The 14654-nt window shown below is 66.7% G+C and carries 17 protein-coding genes; 13 read left to right on the forward strand and 4 right to left on the reverse strand.

The features are described 5' to 3' along the window. Positions 1-2: 2 nt before the first annotated feature. Positions 3-482, reverse strand: a complete 480-nt coding sequence (locus tag CYD53_RS29995) for a hypothetical protein (RefSeq protein WP_146055967.1) — start codon at positions 480-482, stop codon at positions 3-5. Between the two features lie 113 nt (positions 483-595). Between CYD53_RS29995 and CYD53_RS21915 the strand changes: the two genes are divergently transcribed. From CYD53_RS21915 to CYD53_RS21945, 7 genes are all read left to right on the forward strand, one after another. Continuing rightward, the gene (locus CYD53_RS21915; RefSeq protein WP_210202405.1) at positions 596-1096 is read left to right on the forward strand and encodes a MarR family winged helix-turn-helix transcriptional regulator; all 501 of its coding nucleotides are present in this window, start codon (positions 596-598) and stop codon (positions 1094-1096) included. 36 nt (positions 1097-1132) lie between these two features. Then, complete coding sequence (nadC, locus tag CYD53_RS21920; RefSeq protein ID WP_103720215.1) at positions 1133-1969, forward strand: carboxylating nicotinate-nucleotide diphosphorylase; 837 nt, start codon at positions 1133-1135, stop codon at positions 1967-1969. A gap of 22 nt (positions 1970-1991) precedes the next feature. After that, positions 1992-4043: a phosphonate metabolism protein/1,5-bisphosphokinase (PRPP-forming) PhnN gene (gene phnN, locus CYD53_RS21925; RefSeq protein ID WP_146055968.1), complete on the forward strand. Its 2052-nt coding sequence runs from the start codon at positions 1992-1994 to the stop codon at positions 4041-4043. A gap of 95 nt (positions 4044-4138) precedes the next feature. Then, positions 4139-5128 (forward strand): ABC transporter substrate-binding protein, encoded by a 990-nt coding sequence (locus CYD53_RS21930; RefSeq protein WP_103720216.1) that lies wholly within the window; start codon positions 4139-4141, stop codon positions 5126-5128. Positions 5129-5139: 11 nt separating this feature from the next. After that, positions 5140-5976, forward strand: coding sequence for an ABC transporter ATP-binding protein (locus CYD53_RS21935; RefSeq protein ID WP_245928370.1), 837 nt, complete (start codon positions 5140-5142; stop codon positions 5974-5976). Further along, the gene (locus CYD53_RS21940; protein ID WP_103720218.1) at positions 5973-6722 is read left to right on the forward strand and encodes an ABC transporter permease; all 750 of its coding nucleotides are present in this window, start codon (positions 5973-5975) and stop codon (positions 6720-6722) included. Before CYD53_RS21935 ends, CYD53_RS21940 begins: the two co-directional genes overlap by 4 nt. Before the next feature lie 23 nt (positions 6723-6745). Next, positions 6746-7549, forward strand: a complete 804-nt coding sequence (locus tag CYD53_RS21945) for an ABC transporter permease (RefSeq protein WP_210202406.1) — start codon at positions 6746-6748, stop codon at positions 7547-7549. 143 nt (positions 7550-7692) lie between these two features. Here the strand turns inward: CYD53_RS21945 and arsJ are convergent, their stop codons facing one another. Continuing rightward, on the reverse strand, positions 7693-8937 hold the full coding sequence (arsJ, locus tag CYD53_RS21950; RefSeq protein WP_103720219.1) for an organoarsenical effux MFS transporter ArsJ: 1245 nt from the start codon (positions 8935-8937) through the stop codon (positions 7693-7695). A 1-nt stretch (position 8938) separates the two neighbouring features. Continuing rightward, on the reverse strand, positions 8939-9982 hold the full coding sequence (locus tag CYD53_RS21955; RefSeq protein WP_103720220.1) for an ArsJ-associated glyceraldehyde-3-phosphate dehydrogenase: 1044 nt from the start codon (positions 9980-9982) through the stop codon (positions 8939-8941). A 134-nt stretch (positions 9983-10116) separates the two neighbouring features. Between CYD53_RS21955 and CYD53_RS21960 the strand changes: the two genes are divergently transcribed. The 6 genes from CYD53_RS21960 to CYD53_RS21980 all read left to right on the forward strand — a co-directional run bounded on the left by CYD53_RS21960 (position 10117) and on the right by CYD53_RS21980 (position 13944). Beyond that, the gene (locus CYD53_RS21960; RefSeq protein ID WP_103720221.1) at positions 10117-10635 is read left to right on the forward strand and encodes an arsenate reductase/protein-tyrosine-phosphatase family protein; all 519 of its coding nucleotides are present in this window, start codon (positions 10117-10119) and stop codon (positions 10633-10635) included. Further along, on the forward strand, positions 10632-11513 hold the full coding sequence (locus CYD53_RS21965) for an arsenate reductase/protein-tyrosine-phosphatase family protein (RefSeq protein WP_245928371.1): 882 nt from the start codon (positions 10632-10634) through the stop codon (positions 11511-11513). The genes CYD53_RS21960 and CYD53_RS21965 overlap by 4 nt, the downstream gene beginning before the upstream one ends. A gap of 219 nt (positions 11514-11732) precedes the next feature. Then, on the forward strand, positions 11733-12344 hold the full coding sequence (locus tag CYD53_RS21970; protein ID WP_103720223.1) for a glutathione S-transferase family protein: 612 nt from the start codon (positions 11733-11735) through the stop codon (positions 12342-12344). Then, positions 12345-12845: a hypothetical protein gene (locus CYD53_RS21975; protein WP_103720224.1), complete on the forward strand. Its 501-nt coding sequence runs from the start codon at positions 12345-12347 to the stop codon at positions 12843-12845. Continuing rightward, a complete protein-coding gene (locus tag CYD53_RS30000) occupies positions 12779-13315 on the forward strand; it encodes a hypothetical protein (protein WP_146055970.1) in 537 nt (178 codons plus the stop codon). The genes CYD53_RS21975 and CYD53_RS30000 overlap by 67 nt, the downstream gene beginning before the upstream one ends. After that, positions 13255-13944: a uracil-DNA glycosylase family protein gene (locus CYD53_RS21980; RefSeq protein WP_103720225.1), complete on the forward strand. Its 690-nt coding sequence runs from the start codon at positions 13255-13257 to the stop codon at positions 13942-13944. The genes CYD53_RS30000 and CYD53_RS21980 overlap by 61 nt, the downstream gene beginning before the upstream one ends. Positions 13945-14206: 262 nt before the next feature. Here CYD53_RS21980 and CYD53_RS21985 read toward each other — a convergent pair whose 3' ends face one another. Then, positions 14207-14650 carry a porin family protein gene (locus tag CYD53_RS21985; RefSeq protein WP_146055971.1) on the reverse strand — a complete coding sequence of 148 codons (444 nt, stop codon included), beginning with the start codon at positions 14648-14650 and terminating at the stop codon, positions 14207-14209. Positions 14651-14654 lie beyond the last annotated feature (4 nt).

Genomic DNA, 14654 nt, shown 5'->3' on the forward strand with positions numbered 1-14654 from the left:
TCTCAGGGTTCCATTCTCTCCGGGTTGATCGCGCTTTGCTGCGCGGGTTGATCGATCTGCCAATCGGTCACCCCGGAGTTGATAAGCCATACTCGTATCCACATCGTCAACACAGATAACGCCGCATGCGCATTGAAGAGTGATTTCAGCTTGAGTTGCACCGTCATGGCGAGGAGCAAAGCGACGAGGCAATCCACGGACGCCAGAGCTCGACGACCTTTGGATTGCTTCGGCTTGACGCTCGCAATGACGGTCTGGATGGTCGCGATCGAGCCGAGCATCCCCAAGCCCACCCAGGATCCAGCGCCTGCGCCGGGCTCAACAGGTCCGGCGAGGATCGTGACGCACCGACGCCAAGGAGACGCGACGAGGGCCGGATCTCGCCCAGGAAACAGGGTACACTCTTCTTTCTGGTCGGCTGCCTGCGGCGCGGAGACCCGGTTCTGGCCAGAATTGCCAATTTTTTGGATCAATTTTGCCATATGCAGCGGCGCCTCGGTAGAAAATCACCATTGACGCCCTCTTTCGAATAGTGTGCACTCTATAAATCGAAGACTTCAAAAGTGCCTGTGTCTCCCCCAGCGGAAGGACTCGCATGCTCGCGTCAGGACAGTCGGGACCGGCGCAAAAAGCCGTCGAGAACAAAGTCGCTGCCGAGAACGCGGCCTGCGCGGCGCTGCCTGAGCCCTACGACGTCACCGAGCAGATCGGCTACCTGCTGCGGCGCGCCTATCACCGGCATCTCGCGATCTTCCAGGAGCATATCGGCGACCCGCAGATGACCGCGGTCCAGTTCGCGACTTTGTGCGCCCTCGCGCGCCAGGGCCAGGCCTCCCAGAAGGATCTCATCGCCGCCACCGCGATCGACCAGGGCACGATACGCGGCATTCTCGAGCGCCTGCACGCGCGCGGCTGCATCACCCTCGACAAGGACCCGCAGGACGCCCGCAAGGTTCTGGTCGCGATCACGCCGGCGGGGCGGGCCCTGCTCGACGAGATGATCCCCCGGGCGCGCGACATCACGCACCGCACCTTGGCGGAGCTCAATCCCGCCGAACAGGTGGCGGCGATCTTCGTTCTCAGGAAAATGTTCTGACCCGCAATCCGTTCGCATCATCGTGAGGCAAGACGCATGTATGACCGCTTCTCCGCACTTCGCATGGTCGACCTCTGGCTGGCGGAGGACATCGGTTTCTTCGACCTGACGGCCCAGCTGATGATCGATCCCAAGGCCCGGGCGACCTTTCACATGAATGCGCGCGAGCCGATCACGGTTGCCGGCATCGAGGTCGCCGCCGCCGTCTTCACGCGCTACGAGCCGTCCTGCCAGGTGGAGCTGAAGGTCGAGGACGGGCAGGCCGTCGACAAGGGCGCGGTGCTGATGATCGTCAGCGGGCCGGCACAGGCGCTCCTCACCGCCGAGCGCGTGGCGCTCAACATCGTCCAGCGCCTGTCGGGCATCGCGACCGAGACCGCGAAATACGTCGCCGCCATCGCCCACACCAAGGCGCGCCTGCTCGACACCCGCAAGACGACGCCGGGCCTGCGGATGCTGGAGAAACATGCCGCCGCCTGCGGCGGCTCGCTCAACCACCGGCTCGGCCTCGACAATGGCGTGATGCTCAAGGACAACCACATCGCGGTCTGCGGCAGCATCACCGAAGCGGTTCGGCGGGCGAAGCTGAAGGTTCCGGCGCTGACCAAGATCGAGGTCGAATGCGACCGGCTGGAGCAGGTCCGCGAGGCGCTGGCCGCTGGCGCCGATGTGATCATGCTCGACAACATGGCGATCCCGGCAATGCGCGAGGCCGTTCTCTTCGTCGATGGCCGGGCGGCGCTGGAGGCTTCGGGCGGGATCAGGCTCGATACCATCGCGGCGATCGCCGAGACCGGCGTCGACTACGTCTCGACGAGCCGGCCGCTGCAATCGGCGCCGGCGGTCGATATCGGCCTCGACGAGCCGCGCTGACGAGGCGGGCGGACGAAACCCGATGAAACCCGGCATTCTCTTCGTCATTGTTGGTGCGAGCGGTGTCGGGAAGGACACGCTGATCGCCGGTGCGATGACCACTCTTGCGGCGTCGGGCCGCTATGTCGCCTGCCGGCGCGCCATCACGCGCCCGGAAGGGCCGGGCGAGGATCACGAGCCCGTCTCTCCCGAAGAGTTCGAACGCCGTGTCGCGGCCGGCGGCTTCCTGCATTGCTGGCAGGCGCATGGGCTGAGCTATGGGCTGCCGATCCAGCTGCGCGCCGAGCTGGAGGCCGGGCGCCATGTCGTCGCCAATGGCTCGCGCGGGGCCTTGGCGGGGCTGATCGACGTCGTGCCGCGCCTCGTCGTCGTCGAGATCACGGCGCCGCGCGCAAGGCTGCGCGAGCGCATCCTGGCGCGCGGCCGCGAGAGCGCAGCCGAGATCGACCGGCGCCTCGACCGCAGTCCCGATCCGCTGCCGGAGGGGATCGAGCTCCTGACGGTCGCCAATGATGCGAGCGTCGAGGCCGGGATCGAACACCTTGTCGCAGCAATCGAGACCGCCGCCGCGCGCATGGCGCTGCGCCGCATGCCGATCCATGCGGGGCGCGCGAACATGGCGTTCCTGCCTCAGGAGAGCAGCGCGGTGCCGGCCGCGACCTATGCCGGCAGCGGGCGCATCGAGCTCATGGCGGCGGGGCGCAGCGTGCGGGCCGCGGTCAGCATGGTCGAGCCGGGCACGTTTCTCGGCGATGACGAGATCGGCCTCTCGGCCGAGGCCTTCGACGCGCTGGCGCTGCCGGAGGGCCACAGGGTGTCGATCAGGCGCACGCCCACGCCCGGCAGCCGCGCGCTGCTCTGCCGCAAGATCGATGGCGGGCGCCTCTGCGCCGACGAATACGAGACGCTGTTTCGCGACATCGTCGAGGATCGTTATCCCGAGAGCGAGGTCTCGGCCTTCCTGGTCAGGACGATCCAGAACCTCGACGATGTCGAGGTCGTCGCCGTGGCGCAGGCGCGCTGCCGCTTCATGGCCAGGATCGCCTGGGACGCGCCGATCGTCGTCGACAAGCATTCGCTCGGCGGTATTCCCGGCAGCCGCATCACCCTGATCGTGGTCCCGATCGTCGCCGCCCACGGGCTGCTGATGCCCAAAACCTCGTCGCGCGCCATCACCTCGGCATCGGGCACGGCCGATGCGATGGAAGCCGCCTGCCGGGTCGACCTGACGGCAGCCGATGTCGCCCGCGTCGTGCACCAGACCGGGGCCTGCATCGCCTGGAACGGCCGGCTCAACCATTCCGCGCTCGACGACGTGGTCAATGCGATCACGCGGCCGCTCGGCCTCGACAGCAATCGCTGGTCGGTCGCCTCGATCATGTCGAAGAAATGGACTGCGGGATCGACCCATGTCGCGGTCGATTGTCCCTACGGCCCCAACGCCAAGCTGAAGACCCTGGCTGACGCCCGGGAACTCTGTCGCGTCTTCGAGCTGGTCGGCGCCGGGCTTGGCCTCACCGTGCGCGCGCTGGCCACTGACGGCAGCAGCGCGATCGGCCGCGGCATCGGGCCAGCCCTGGAACTGCGCGACGTCGGCTTGGTGCTGGATTGCGACCCGGCGGCCCCCAGTGACCTGCGCGAGAAGGCGCTGACCTTCGCTGCGGAGATCCTGTCCTTCGATCCCGCAATCGGCGATTCCACGCGCGGACGGGCGCAAGCCGAGGCGCTGCTGGCCTCGGGCGCGGCACGCGACCGCTTCGAGCGCATCGTGGCGGCGCAGGGCCGCACGGCCCGGACCGAGCCTGGTCCGCTGACCCATGTCGTGCGGGCCGCGCAGGCGGGCCACGTCGCCGCCGTCGACGGCTGGCAACTGGCCGGCGTCGCGCGCAGCGCCGGCGCGCCGGCCGTCAAGGCGGCAGGCATCGATCTTGCGACATCGGTCGGCCAGCATGTCGCGGCCGGCGGGGCGCTCTACACCATTCACGCGACCGGAGCGGCCGATCTGGACGCGGCCATCGAATTGTCGTCGAGACGATCGGGCATCACGCTGAGCGAGGTTTTCGAGACGGTCTGACCACAGCTCGACTTGCTGACCACGGGTCTTGTCTATCCAACTGCGGCTGCGTCCTCCGCTTCGGAGCACGGGCGGCGATTTTCGGGAGAAATCGTATGGTTTTCAAGACAAGCAGCAGCGCTCGATCCCTGGTGGGGGCGCTCGCCTTCGCCGCGACGTCGATCCTGTCGGGCACGGCCGGCGCGGTCGAAATCTCGATCACGCAATGGGGCGCGAGCCTCTATGGCGCTCCGGTGGCTGTTGCAATCGAGCAGGGCGATTTCAAGAAGGCCGGCATCGACGTGACCGGCGTGGTTGGCTCGGGTGGCGGCGGCACGAGCGTGCGCAACATCCTGGCGAGCGAGGTGCCCTATGGCGAGGTCGCTACGGCCGCCGCCCTGGCGGCCGCCAGGCAGGGGCTGCCGATCGTGCTGATCCATTCCGGCACCCGCACGGTCGCCGAGGCCAGCCTGGTGACGATGCCGAACTCGGAGATCAAGAGCCTCGAGGACCTCGTCGGCAAGAAGGTCGCGATCACCTCGCCGAAATCGACCTCCGAAATGGTCTTCCTGATGGAGTTGGCGGCGAAGGGCATCGACGCCTCGAAGATCCAGCGCATCGCGTCGGGCGGCTATACTCAGGGGCTGACCATGCTGGAGCAGGGAGCCGTCTCGGCCGCCGTCCTGATCGAGCCGCTGTCGATCCTGCGCAAGGACCGCTACCGCACGGTGATCGCGGCCAAGGGCCTGCTGCCGGCGATGACGACCTCGGTGGGCATCACCACCCGCGAATTCGCCAAGGCCAAGCCCGAGCAGCTCAAGGCCCTGATCGCCGGCCGCCGCATGGGCGTGCAGGCGATCTACCGGGCGCCGGAAGCCGCCTCCGACATGGTCGCCAGGCAGTTCAACATGGATCCCGGCCTGGCCAAGGTCGCGATGCTGAACATGATCGAGCCGCAGATGTGGAGCGAGGGCGGCTTCAGCACGGCCGAGCTGAACCGGATCGGCGAGGGCCTCAAGCTCGTCGGCGAGATCTCCGCCTTGCCGGATTGGGGGGCGCTGATCGACCGCTCCTTCCTGCCGGCCGACCTCAAGGCCGATCAATGACGGTCCTCGCCATGGCGTCACGCGACGCTCCGAAAGCGGCAGTCGAGCCGCCGGCCGCAAGCCTCAGGGGCGTGACACGTCATTACCGCTTCCCCGGCGGCGGCAAGACGCTGCATGCGCTGGGGCCGATCGACCTCGACCTCCGGCAGGGCGAGTTCTTCTCGGTCGTCGGCCCGTCCGGCTGCGGAAAATCGACGCTGCTCGACGTGCTGGCGGGGCTGAACCCGCCCAGCGAAGGCACGGCGAGCTTCGAGGGCAAGCCGATCGCCGGCGTGCCCGACGGCATCGGCGTCGTCTTCCAGGAGGACGCCTCGTTTCCCTGGCTGACGGTCGAGGCCAATGTCGCCTTCGGCCTGAAGCGGGCCGGAATCGGCCAGGCCGAGATCGAGCGCCGCGTCGATTATGCTGTCGGCTTCATGGGCCTGCGCGATTTCCGGCAATCCTACCCGGCGCAGTTGTCGGGCGGGATGCGGCAGCGCGTCTGCATCGCACGCACGCTCGTGCTGCAGCCGCGGCTGATCCTGCTCGACGAGCCTTTCGGCGCGCTCGACCAGCAGACCCGCCTGATCATGGGCGACGAATTGCTGCGGCTCTGGCGCGAGACCAGGGCAACCGTGCTCCTGATCACGCATTCGCTCGACGAGGCCGCGATGCTGGCCGACCGCGTCGGGGTGATGTCGGCGCGGCCGGGCCTGTTCATCGACGTCATCGAGACCGGCTGGTCAAAGGACCGCGACAGCCGGATCGTCGCCGATCCGCGCTTCGGTGAGATGACCGGCCGGATCTGGGAGAAGCTGCGCGCCGAGACGATGAAGCACATGCAGACGCAAGGAGCAGGGCCGCGATGAGATATCGTGGGCTCGTCACCCTGGCCGTCGTGCTGTCCTGCGTGCTGGCGCTGGAACTGGCCTGCGCCTTGGGCTGGGTCGCCAGGACCGTGATCATCCCGCCCAGCGCGATGGTCGCCAGTCTCAGCGACATCCTGTGGTCGGGCGAGTTCAACCGCGCCATCGCCCTGACCCTGACCAATGTGATGATCTCGGTCGTGATCTCGATTTCGGCGGGGTTCGTGCTGGGCGTGGCGATCCACGCCTGTGATTTTTTGCGGCGCGCGGTCGAGCCTTATCTCGCAAGCTACTACGCCGTCCCGACCTTCATCTTCTACCCGGTCTTCATCGTGCTGTTCGGCGTCAACAGCGCCGCCATCATCGCCATCGCCGTGCTGCTCTCGATCGTGGCGATGATCACCGCCACGATGAACGGCCTCGACCGGATTCCGGGCGTGCTGCTGCGCACCGCCCGGATCATGCGCCTGTCGCCGGTCAAGACCGCGCTGATGATCCAGCTGCCGGCGGCGGCGCCGTATTTCTTCACCGGGGCGCGGCTGAGCGTGGCCTACTCCTTCATCGGCGTCATCGCCTCGGAGTTCATCCTGTCGGGCGACGGGCTCGGCTACGCCATCGCCTATGCCTACAACAATTTCGAGAACCGGCAGATGTACGGGCTGATGCTGCTGATCGTGATTGCGGTCACGCTCGTCAACATGACGCTCGACAGGCTCGACCGCCGCCTGCAATCGCGCCTGCGCCGCTGAGGTCCAAGATGGCGAGCAAAGCGATGGCGAGTAACACCGTGGCGAGCAAAACCCTGCCGAGCCAGACCCTGCCGGGCGGAGCGCTGCGAAACATCGTGCCGCCGATCGTGCTCGCCCTGGTCCTGATCCTGTGCTGGCAGGGCCTGCACCTCGCCACCGCATCGGGCGCGATCAGTTCGCCCGCCGCGACCCTGGCCCGGCTCGTCGTCCTGATGGGGAGCAGCCGGTTCTGGCTCGACGTCGCCGAGACCGGCACGGCCTTCCTCTGGGCGCTGGCGCTGTCGATCGTGCTCGGCATCGGGCTCGGCGTCGTGCTCGCCTGGCTGCGGCCGGTCGGGGAGGTGATGGAGCCTATCCTGGTGACGTTCTACTCGCTGCCGAAGGTGACGCTTTATCCGCTGGTGCTGCTGATCTTCGGGCTCGGAATGCCGGCGAAGGTCGCCTTCGGCATCATGCATGGGCTCGTGCCGATCACGCTCCTGACGCGCAACGCGATCAGCCAATTGAAGCCGGTCTATCTGCGCACGGCCAAGGTGATGCGGCTCAGCGCCTTCGAGGCGGTGCGGTCCGTCGTGCTGCCGGCGATCATTCCCGAACTCGTCGCCGGCATCCGGATCGGTTTCTCGCTGAGCCTGCTCGGCGTCCTGATCGGCGAGATGTTCGCCTCGAAGCGGGGCCTGGGCTTCACCGCCGTCAACGCGATGGGCCTGGGCGATCTCGACACGATCATGGCGATCGGCCTGTTCCTGGCGCTCTTCGCGGTGCTGGCGAATGGCGGGTTGCTGTCGCTGGAGCGCGCGATCCGCCACCGCTCGGCCGGCCGCTAGAGCATTTTCGAGCGAAGTGGACACCGGTTCGCGTGAAGAAAATGCGATAAAACAAGGAGGTAGAGCATTTTCGAGCGAAGTGGACACCGGTTCGCGTAGTCATCGCCGATCGAGCCGCAGGATGCGCGTCTTGAAGGCTGCTTTCAGCCTCGTGCAGTGACAAGAGTACCGCGTCTTGGCAGTGCAAGCGTCGCGAGGAAGCAGGCTGCCAACATCAGTGCGGAACCGATCAGGCAGGCTTGGATGCCCCCGACCTGGTAGAGCATGCCCGAAAGGAGCGTCCCCGCGAAGCGGCCGAGCGCGTTCGCCGCATAGTAGAAGCCGACATCCTCTGCCGATTTCTCAGAGCCGGCATAAGCCAGGATAAGGTAGGAGTGCACTGAAGAGTTCACTGCGAAAGCAAAGCCGAAGACGCATAGCCCGACGACCAAAACCAGGTCAGCCCGCAGGCCAGCGGTGCTGGCAAGGACCGCGGCGATCGCCACCGGCACGATGGCAAGAGCCAAAGACCACATCCGCGCTGCCGGCACCTCCGCCGAAAGCCCGTCGGAGCTCCTCTTCACGAATGCGGGCGCCGCTGCCTGAACGACACCATATCCGATCGTCCAGAGCGCCAGAAAGGTGCCGACCATGGTGAAGGTCCAGCCGGACGCATAGAGGAACACCGGCACGCCCACGACGAACCAGATATCGCGTGCACCAAACAGCGCGACACGGGCGAGGGCCAGCAGGTTGACGGCCCGGTTCTTGGCGAAGAGCTCGCGGGCAGTTTTGCTGGCTTTGGCCTTGCCGAGCATCGCCGGCAGCGAGGTGACGACGCCCACCAGGATCAGCGCGAGCATGGCCGCCATCGCCCAGAGCGCGCCACGGAAGCCCAGCGCCTCCAGCAGCAGCCCGCCGAGGAAGAAGCCGATGCCCTTCATCGCGTTCTTCGAGCCGGTGAACCAGGCGACCCAGCGGAACAGGCGGCCCTCCGCGTCTTCGGCCTTGGCGGTGGCTTCCGCCACCTTGATTGCAGATTTCGAGGCGGTCTTGGTCAGATCCTTGGCGACCCCGCAGATGCCCTGCGCCATGACGACCCACGTCACCGAGGCGGCCGCGGTCCAGTCCGGCGAAAGACCCGAGAGCAGCAGGAATCCCGCGATCTGGGTCGTCAGCCCGACCGCCAGCATGCGCGTGATGCCATAGCGGGCCGCGAGCCAGCCGCCGATCAGGTTGGCGGCGATGCCGGCTGCCTCATAGAGAACGAAGAGGAAGGCGAGCGTGAAGGGCGAATAGCCGAGCCGGAAGAAGTGCAGCAGCACGAGCATCCGCAACGCGCCGTCGGTCAGGGTGAAGCCCCAATAGGCCGCGGTGACGATGGCGTAGTTGCGCGAGCCTTCGGTCACCTTAGATCCCGACCTGTTCGAGGTGGCAGGCGAGATCGACCATGCGGCAGGCATAGCCCATCTCGTTGTCGTACCAGGCGTAGACCTTGAGCATGGTGCCGTCGGTCACCAGCGTCGACAGACCGTCGATGATCGAGGAGCGCGTGTCGCGCTGGTAGTCGATCGAGACCAGCGGCCGCGACTCGAAGCCCAGGATGCCGGCGAGCGGCCCCTTCGCAGCGGCCTTGAACAGCTCGTTGACCTCGGCGGCCGTCGTCGGGCGCTCCAGTTCGAAGACGCAATCGGTCAGCGAGGCGTTCAGCACCGGCGCACGAACGGCGTGACCGTCGAGCTTGCCTTTGAGTTCAGGGTAGATCAGCGCGATCGCTGTGGCGCTGCCGGTCGTCGTCGGCTGCAGCGAGAGCATGGCGGAGCGGGCGCGGCGCAGGTCCTTGTGCGGCGCGTCGACGACCACATTCGTGTTGGTCGGATCATGGATCGTGGTGATCTGGCCGTGCCGGATACGGAAAGCCTCATGAACGACCTTCACCACGGGGGCGAGGCAATTGGTGGTGCAGGAGGCTGCGGTAACGATCGGGTGCTTGTCCGGCTCGTAGAGATGCTCGTTGATGCCGACGACCACGTTGAGGACCGAGGCGTCCTTGACCGGCGCGGCGACGATGACGCGCTTGGCGCCGCGCTTCAGATGCCCCTCGATCGTCGCAGGCATCAGGAATTTGCCGGTACATTCAAGCACGACATCGACGCCAAGGTCACCCCAAGGGATATCTCCGGGCACCACGTGAGCCGAGAAGCCCATTCGGCGCTCGCCGATGCGAATTCCGTTCTCGCTCTCTGGGCCCATATCGGCGCGCCAACGGCCCTGCATGCTGTCGAATTCCAGCAAATGGGCCGTCGCCAACGCTCCGCCCTTGATCTCGTTGAGATGCACGACGTCGAGTCGATTGCCGGCACGCGGATCGTCGCCCTGGCGCTCGGCCGCGCCGAGAGCTGCCCTCAGAGCCAGGCGCCCGATGCGCCCCATGCCATTGATGCCGACCCGCATGACCCACGCTCCCTACGATGATCCTGAACGGTCCATCGCCTGAACGAAGATAACATGTCAATATGTCGGTTGACTCCGACATGTTGCTTGGGCAGCATTTATGTCGATAACAACCGACATAACGAGAATGCCCCATGGAAACGGCTCCCCTGAAGGTCCTCTTCGTCTGCAAGGGCAACCACGCCCGTTCGATCATGGCGGAATCCATCATGCGGCGGCTCGCCCGCGACAAGTTCATGGTCTTTAGCGCCGGAAGCCAACCGCAGCCGGAGGTCAGCCCATTTGTCGCTCGACTGCTGAAATCCTTGAATCACGATATGGCGGGCCTGCATCCCAAGAGCTGGAACGAGTTTGCCCAGCCTGGCTCGCCAGAGCTCGACTTCGTCTTCACCCTGTCCGAGACCGCAGCCAATGCCGCGCCACCTGCCTGGCCCGGCAACCCGATGACAGCGCTCTGGACGTTGCCCGATCCTGCGGCCTTCCAAGGGGAAGACGTGCAGAAGGCGCTTGCCTTCGCGGACGCCTACCGCATGCTCAATAATTGGATTTCGATCTTTGCGAGCTTGCCGCTGTCAACGCTGCAAGGCATGGCGTTGCAGCACCGTCTCGATGCAATCGGGAAGGATATGGGCAAAAGGGACGACGCGGCGTGACACAAGGGCTGGATTCTCCCGACGCAGTGGCTCTGCTCGGCGCGCTGGCGCAGCCGACGCGGCTGGAGATCTTCCGCCTGCTCATGCGGTATCGCCCGCATGGGCTCGCGGCGGGAGACATCGGCCGGCTGCTGGCCGTGGCGCACAACACCTTGTCGACCCATCTGGGCGCGCTCGAACAGGTCGGACTGCTGGCGTCGCGGCGGGAAGGCCGCCACATCATTTTCGCCGCTCAGGCCCCGCGCGCCGACGCGCTGCTCGCCTTCCTCTCCGACGCCTGCTGCAGCGAGAGGCCAGCGGGATGCGCGCCCGTTTCGCGATCCGTCCCGGCTCGCCGGGAGTTCGTCGCCAGCGAGCGCCCCTTGCGCGTGCTGGTGGTCTGCACGGGTAATTCGGCCCGCTCGATCATGGCGGAGGCGGTGTTGAATCGTGAAGGGCTCGGACGGATCCAAGCCTATTCCGCTGGTAGCCGTCCGCAGGAGATGCCTCATCCGCTGGCTCTCGGCCTGCTCGACGACCTCGGCTATGACGTCTCGGCGATGCGCTCGAAGTCCTGGGACGAGTTCTTTGGTCCTGCCGCTCCTGAACTCGATCTCGTCATCACGGTGTGCGACGACGCGGCCGAGGCGATATGTCCAGCCTTCCCCGGCGTGCCGATGCGGGTGCATTGGGGACTGGACGATCCCGCGTCGGTCTCGGGCCCGCAAGCAGCCAGACGTGCCGCCTTCCTGCAGAGCTATCGCGACCTGACCGCTCGCGTCACGGCCTTCGTCAACCTGCCATTCGAGGAGATGCCGCTGCGCGAGCTGGAGCCTGTTCTGATCGCCATCGGCCGGATGGACGGAGCGACCGACAAGTCGCTGGGGCAGGCCGCATGACCACCGCTCCGGCCGCGGCCTCGCCGGCAGGATCTCACGCAAAGTTCTCCGTAAAGCCGGCATGGAGCCCCCATGTCATCCAGCACGTCCAGCCGAGGCTCGCTTTCGGGCATCGCCCATGATCGTCATCGCCAAACATCGATCATGAAATGACGTCATCCTGTTGACCGCAAAGGCCTCGCCATGGTCGGGTCGGCCCGCAAAAGGGAGAGGTCTTCGATGAAGCTCTATGATGGCGGGCGGGCGCCCAATCCACGGCGGGTGCGGATCTTCTTCGCCGAGAAGGGCGTGCCTCTGCCTGAGCTCGTGCCGGTGGATATCGCCAAGAAGGAGCACAGGAGCGAAAGCTTCACGCGCATCAACCCGCTGCAGCGGCTGCCGGTGCTCGTGCTCGACGATGGCACCGCGCTGGCCGAGACCATCGCGATCTGCCGCTACATCGAGAGCCTGCATCCGCAGCCGCCGTTGTTCGGGGCCGATCCGAAGCAGCAGGCGCTGACCGAGATGTGGAACCGCCGCGTCGAGCTCGGCCTGTTCAACAGCGTCACCGCGATCTTCCGCCACAGCCACCCGTCCATGGCGGAGCTGGAGGAGCAGGTCCCCGAATGGGCCGAGGCCAATCGCGAGCAGATCGAGGACCATCTCTGGATCCTCGAGCTCCAGCTCGCCGGCAACCGCTTCGTCTGCGGTGAAAACCTGACGGTGGCCGACATCACGGCCGGCGTCGCGATCGATTTCATGAAGCCCTCGCGTATTTCGCTGCCCGAGGATTTCGTCCATATCCGCCGCTGGCACGCCGAGCTCTCGGCTCGCCCGAGTTGGAAGGCCTGAATGCGCGTGATCGTCGTCTCGGCGTGGGCAGGGTTGGCGCTGGCAAAATTGGCGCTGGCATCTCTGGCGCTGGCATCTCCCGTCTCCGCCGCCGAGCGCCTGAGCGGCGAGGCGATCAAACGCGCCTTCGAGGGCAATACGGTCAGCGGCCGCTATACCAATGGCGGCTTCTTCACCGAATATCATGACGCGGACGGCCGCGCGCTCGGCCATAATGGCTGGCAGCCCAACAAGGACGCCTGCTGGATCACCAAGGAGGATCAGGTCTGCTATTATTACGGCCCGCCGACAGACCGCACGGTGCATTGCTTCACGGTCGAGGCCACCGAGAAGCTCTATGTGCTGCGCAACGTCTCCAACGGCCAGATCAATGCCTTTGCGACGGTCGAACTCGGCAATCCGCGCAAGCACAGCGACAATGGCGCGCCCTGGTATTGCGACGGGCTGATCTCGCGGGCGCCGGCCCTGCCGATGTCGCGGCGCCGGTTCGCGTCGCGATGATGCGGCGGCTCGTCCGCACTGCCCTGGTCGTGGCTTTGTCGGTCTGCGCGGGTGCCGTCGGCCATGCCGCCGAGCGCCTGAGCGGCGACGCCATCCGCAAGGCCTTCGAGGGCAATACGGTGAGCGGCCGCTATTCCGGCAACAACCTGCCTTTCAGCGAATTCCACCATCCCGACGGCCGCGCCAGCGGTCACAACCGCAATGTCGCCAATACGGACGCCTGCTGGATCACCACGGCGGATGCGGTCTGCTACTACTACGGACCGACACAGACGCGCCGGACCTATTGCTTCACGGTGGAGTTGAGCGGCCGGCTCTATGTGCTGCGCAGCCGACCGAGCGGGCGCATCAACGGCATCGCCACCATCGAGCCCGGCGATCCGCACGGCTTCAGCGCCGGCGCTGCGCAATGGACCTGCGACGGGCTGATCTCGCGCGCGCCCGGCCGCTCCCGCCTGGCGCGGCGGTGAGCCCGGCCGAGCCGCTCGAGGCGGTGCTGCGGGATCTGCGCGCCTGCCGGATCTGCCGCGATGCGCCGCTTTATTCGCCGCCCTTGCCGCATGAGCCGCGCCCGGTCATCCAGGCGAGCGCGACGGCGCGGCTCTGCATCGCCGGGCAGGCGCCGGGCACGCGCGTCCATGCCAGCGGCAGGCCCTTCACCGATCCCTCCGGCGTGCGTTTGCGCAACTGGCTCGGGCTCGACGAGGCCGCCTTCTACGACGAGGCCAGGGTCGCGATCGTGCCGATGGGGCATTGCTTCCCCGGTCTCGATGCCAAGGGCGGGGACCGGCCGCCGCGCCGCGAATGCGCGCCGCATTGGCGCGCCCGCGTCTTCGCGGCGCTGCCGGAGATCGAGCTGGTGCTGGCGATCGGCCGCTATGCCCAGGCCTGGCATCTGGGGCCGAGCGAGGGGGCGACGCTCTCACAGACGATGGCGAACTGGCGGGCAATCCTGGAGCGGCCGGTCATGCCGCGCGTGCTGCCCCTGCCGCATCCTTCCTGGCGCAACAATGCCTGGCTGACGCGCAACCCCTGGTTCGAGGCGGAACTGGTGCCGGTCCTGCGCGCCGAGATCGCGCGGCTCGTCCCGACGAGTTAAACTGACGGCCTTCAGCGCTGAGCGATGGCGTCATCCTCCGCCGTCATTCCGGGGCACGCCGGAGGCGTGAGCCCGGAACCCAGAACCGTTGTGGATATTCGTGAAGCGAGCCGGCGACCCGTGCCTTCTCAAGCAGCGGTATCGGTTCTGGGTTCCGGGCTCGATCCTTCGGATCGCCCCGGAATGATGGGGGAGCCTCAGCCAGCAGTCGAGGGCAAACGCCGTTGGTATGAGAGCAGGATGCGCCGGTGTCCCCGCCAGCTCAGCGATAGCCGTAAGTGTAGCCGTCGAGCCCGCGGTCGACGCGGCCCCTGGCCTGGATGACGGTGCGCACCGGACCCAGCGTCGTCTGGTCGCGGGTTTCGAGACGCACGCCGCCCGTCGCCGCCGAGCCGCTCCGGCCGCCCGTGCGGACGCCGTATTCGACCGCGACCGAGCCGCCCAGACGCACGCAGGCGGTGCTGCCTTCCATGCGCACGAAACCCGGGCCGTATTCGGGGCAGGGCCGGGCCGTCTTGGCAGGCCGCCAGGGCGTCGCCTTGGAGGTCGTCGTGCTCTGGCCCGGAATCGGCTCGCCGATGACCTGCGCCATGGCAGGAACGGCCGCGACCACGAGCGTCGCAAGTGCAAGGAATCGGATCAGCACGGTCGGGACCTTCGGATGCGCCATGCGACGATGGTAACGACAGAATTCCGGCGAAGCCATGGCC

The sequence above is a fragment of the Allobosea psychrotolerans genome (assembly GCF_002917105.1).
GTDB lineage: Bacteria > Pseudomonadota > Alphaproteobacteria > Rhizobiales > Beijerinckiaceae > Allobosea > Allobosea psychrotolerans.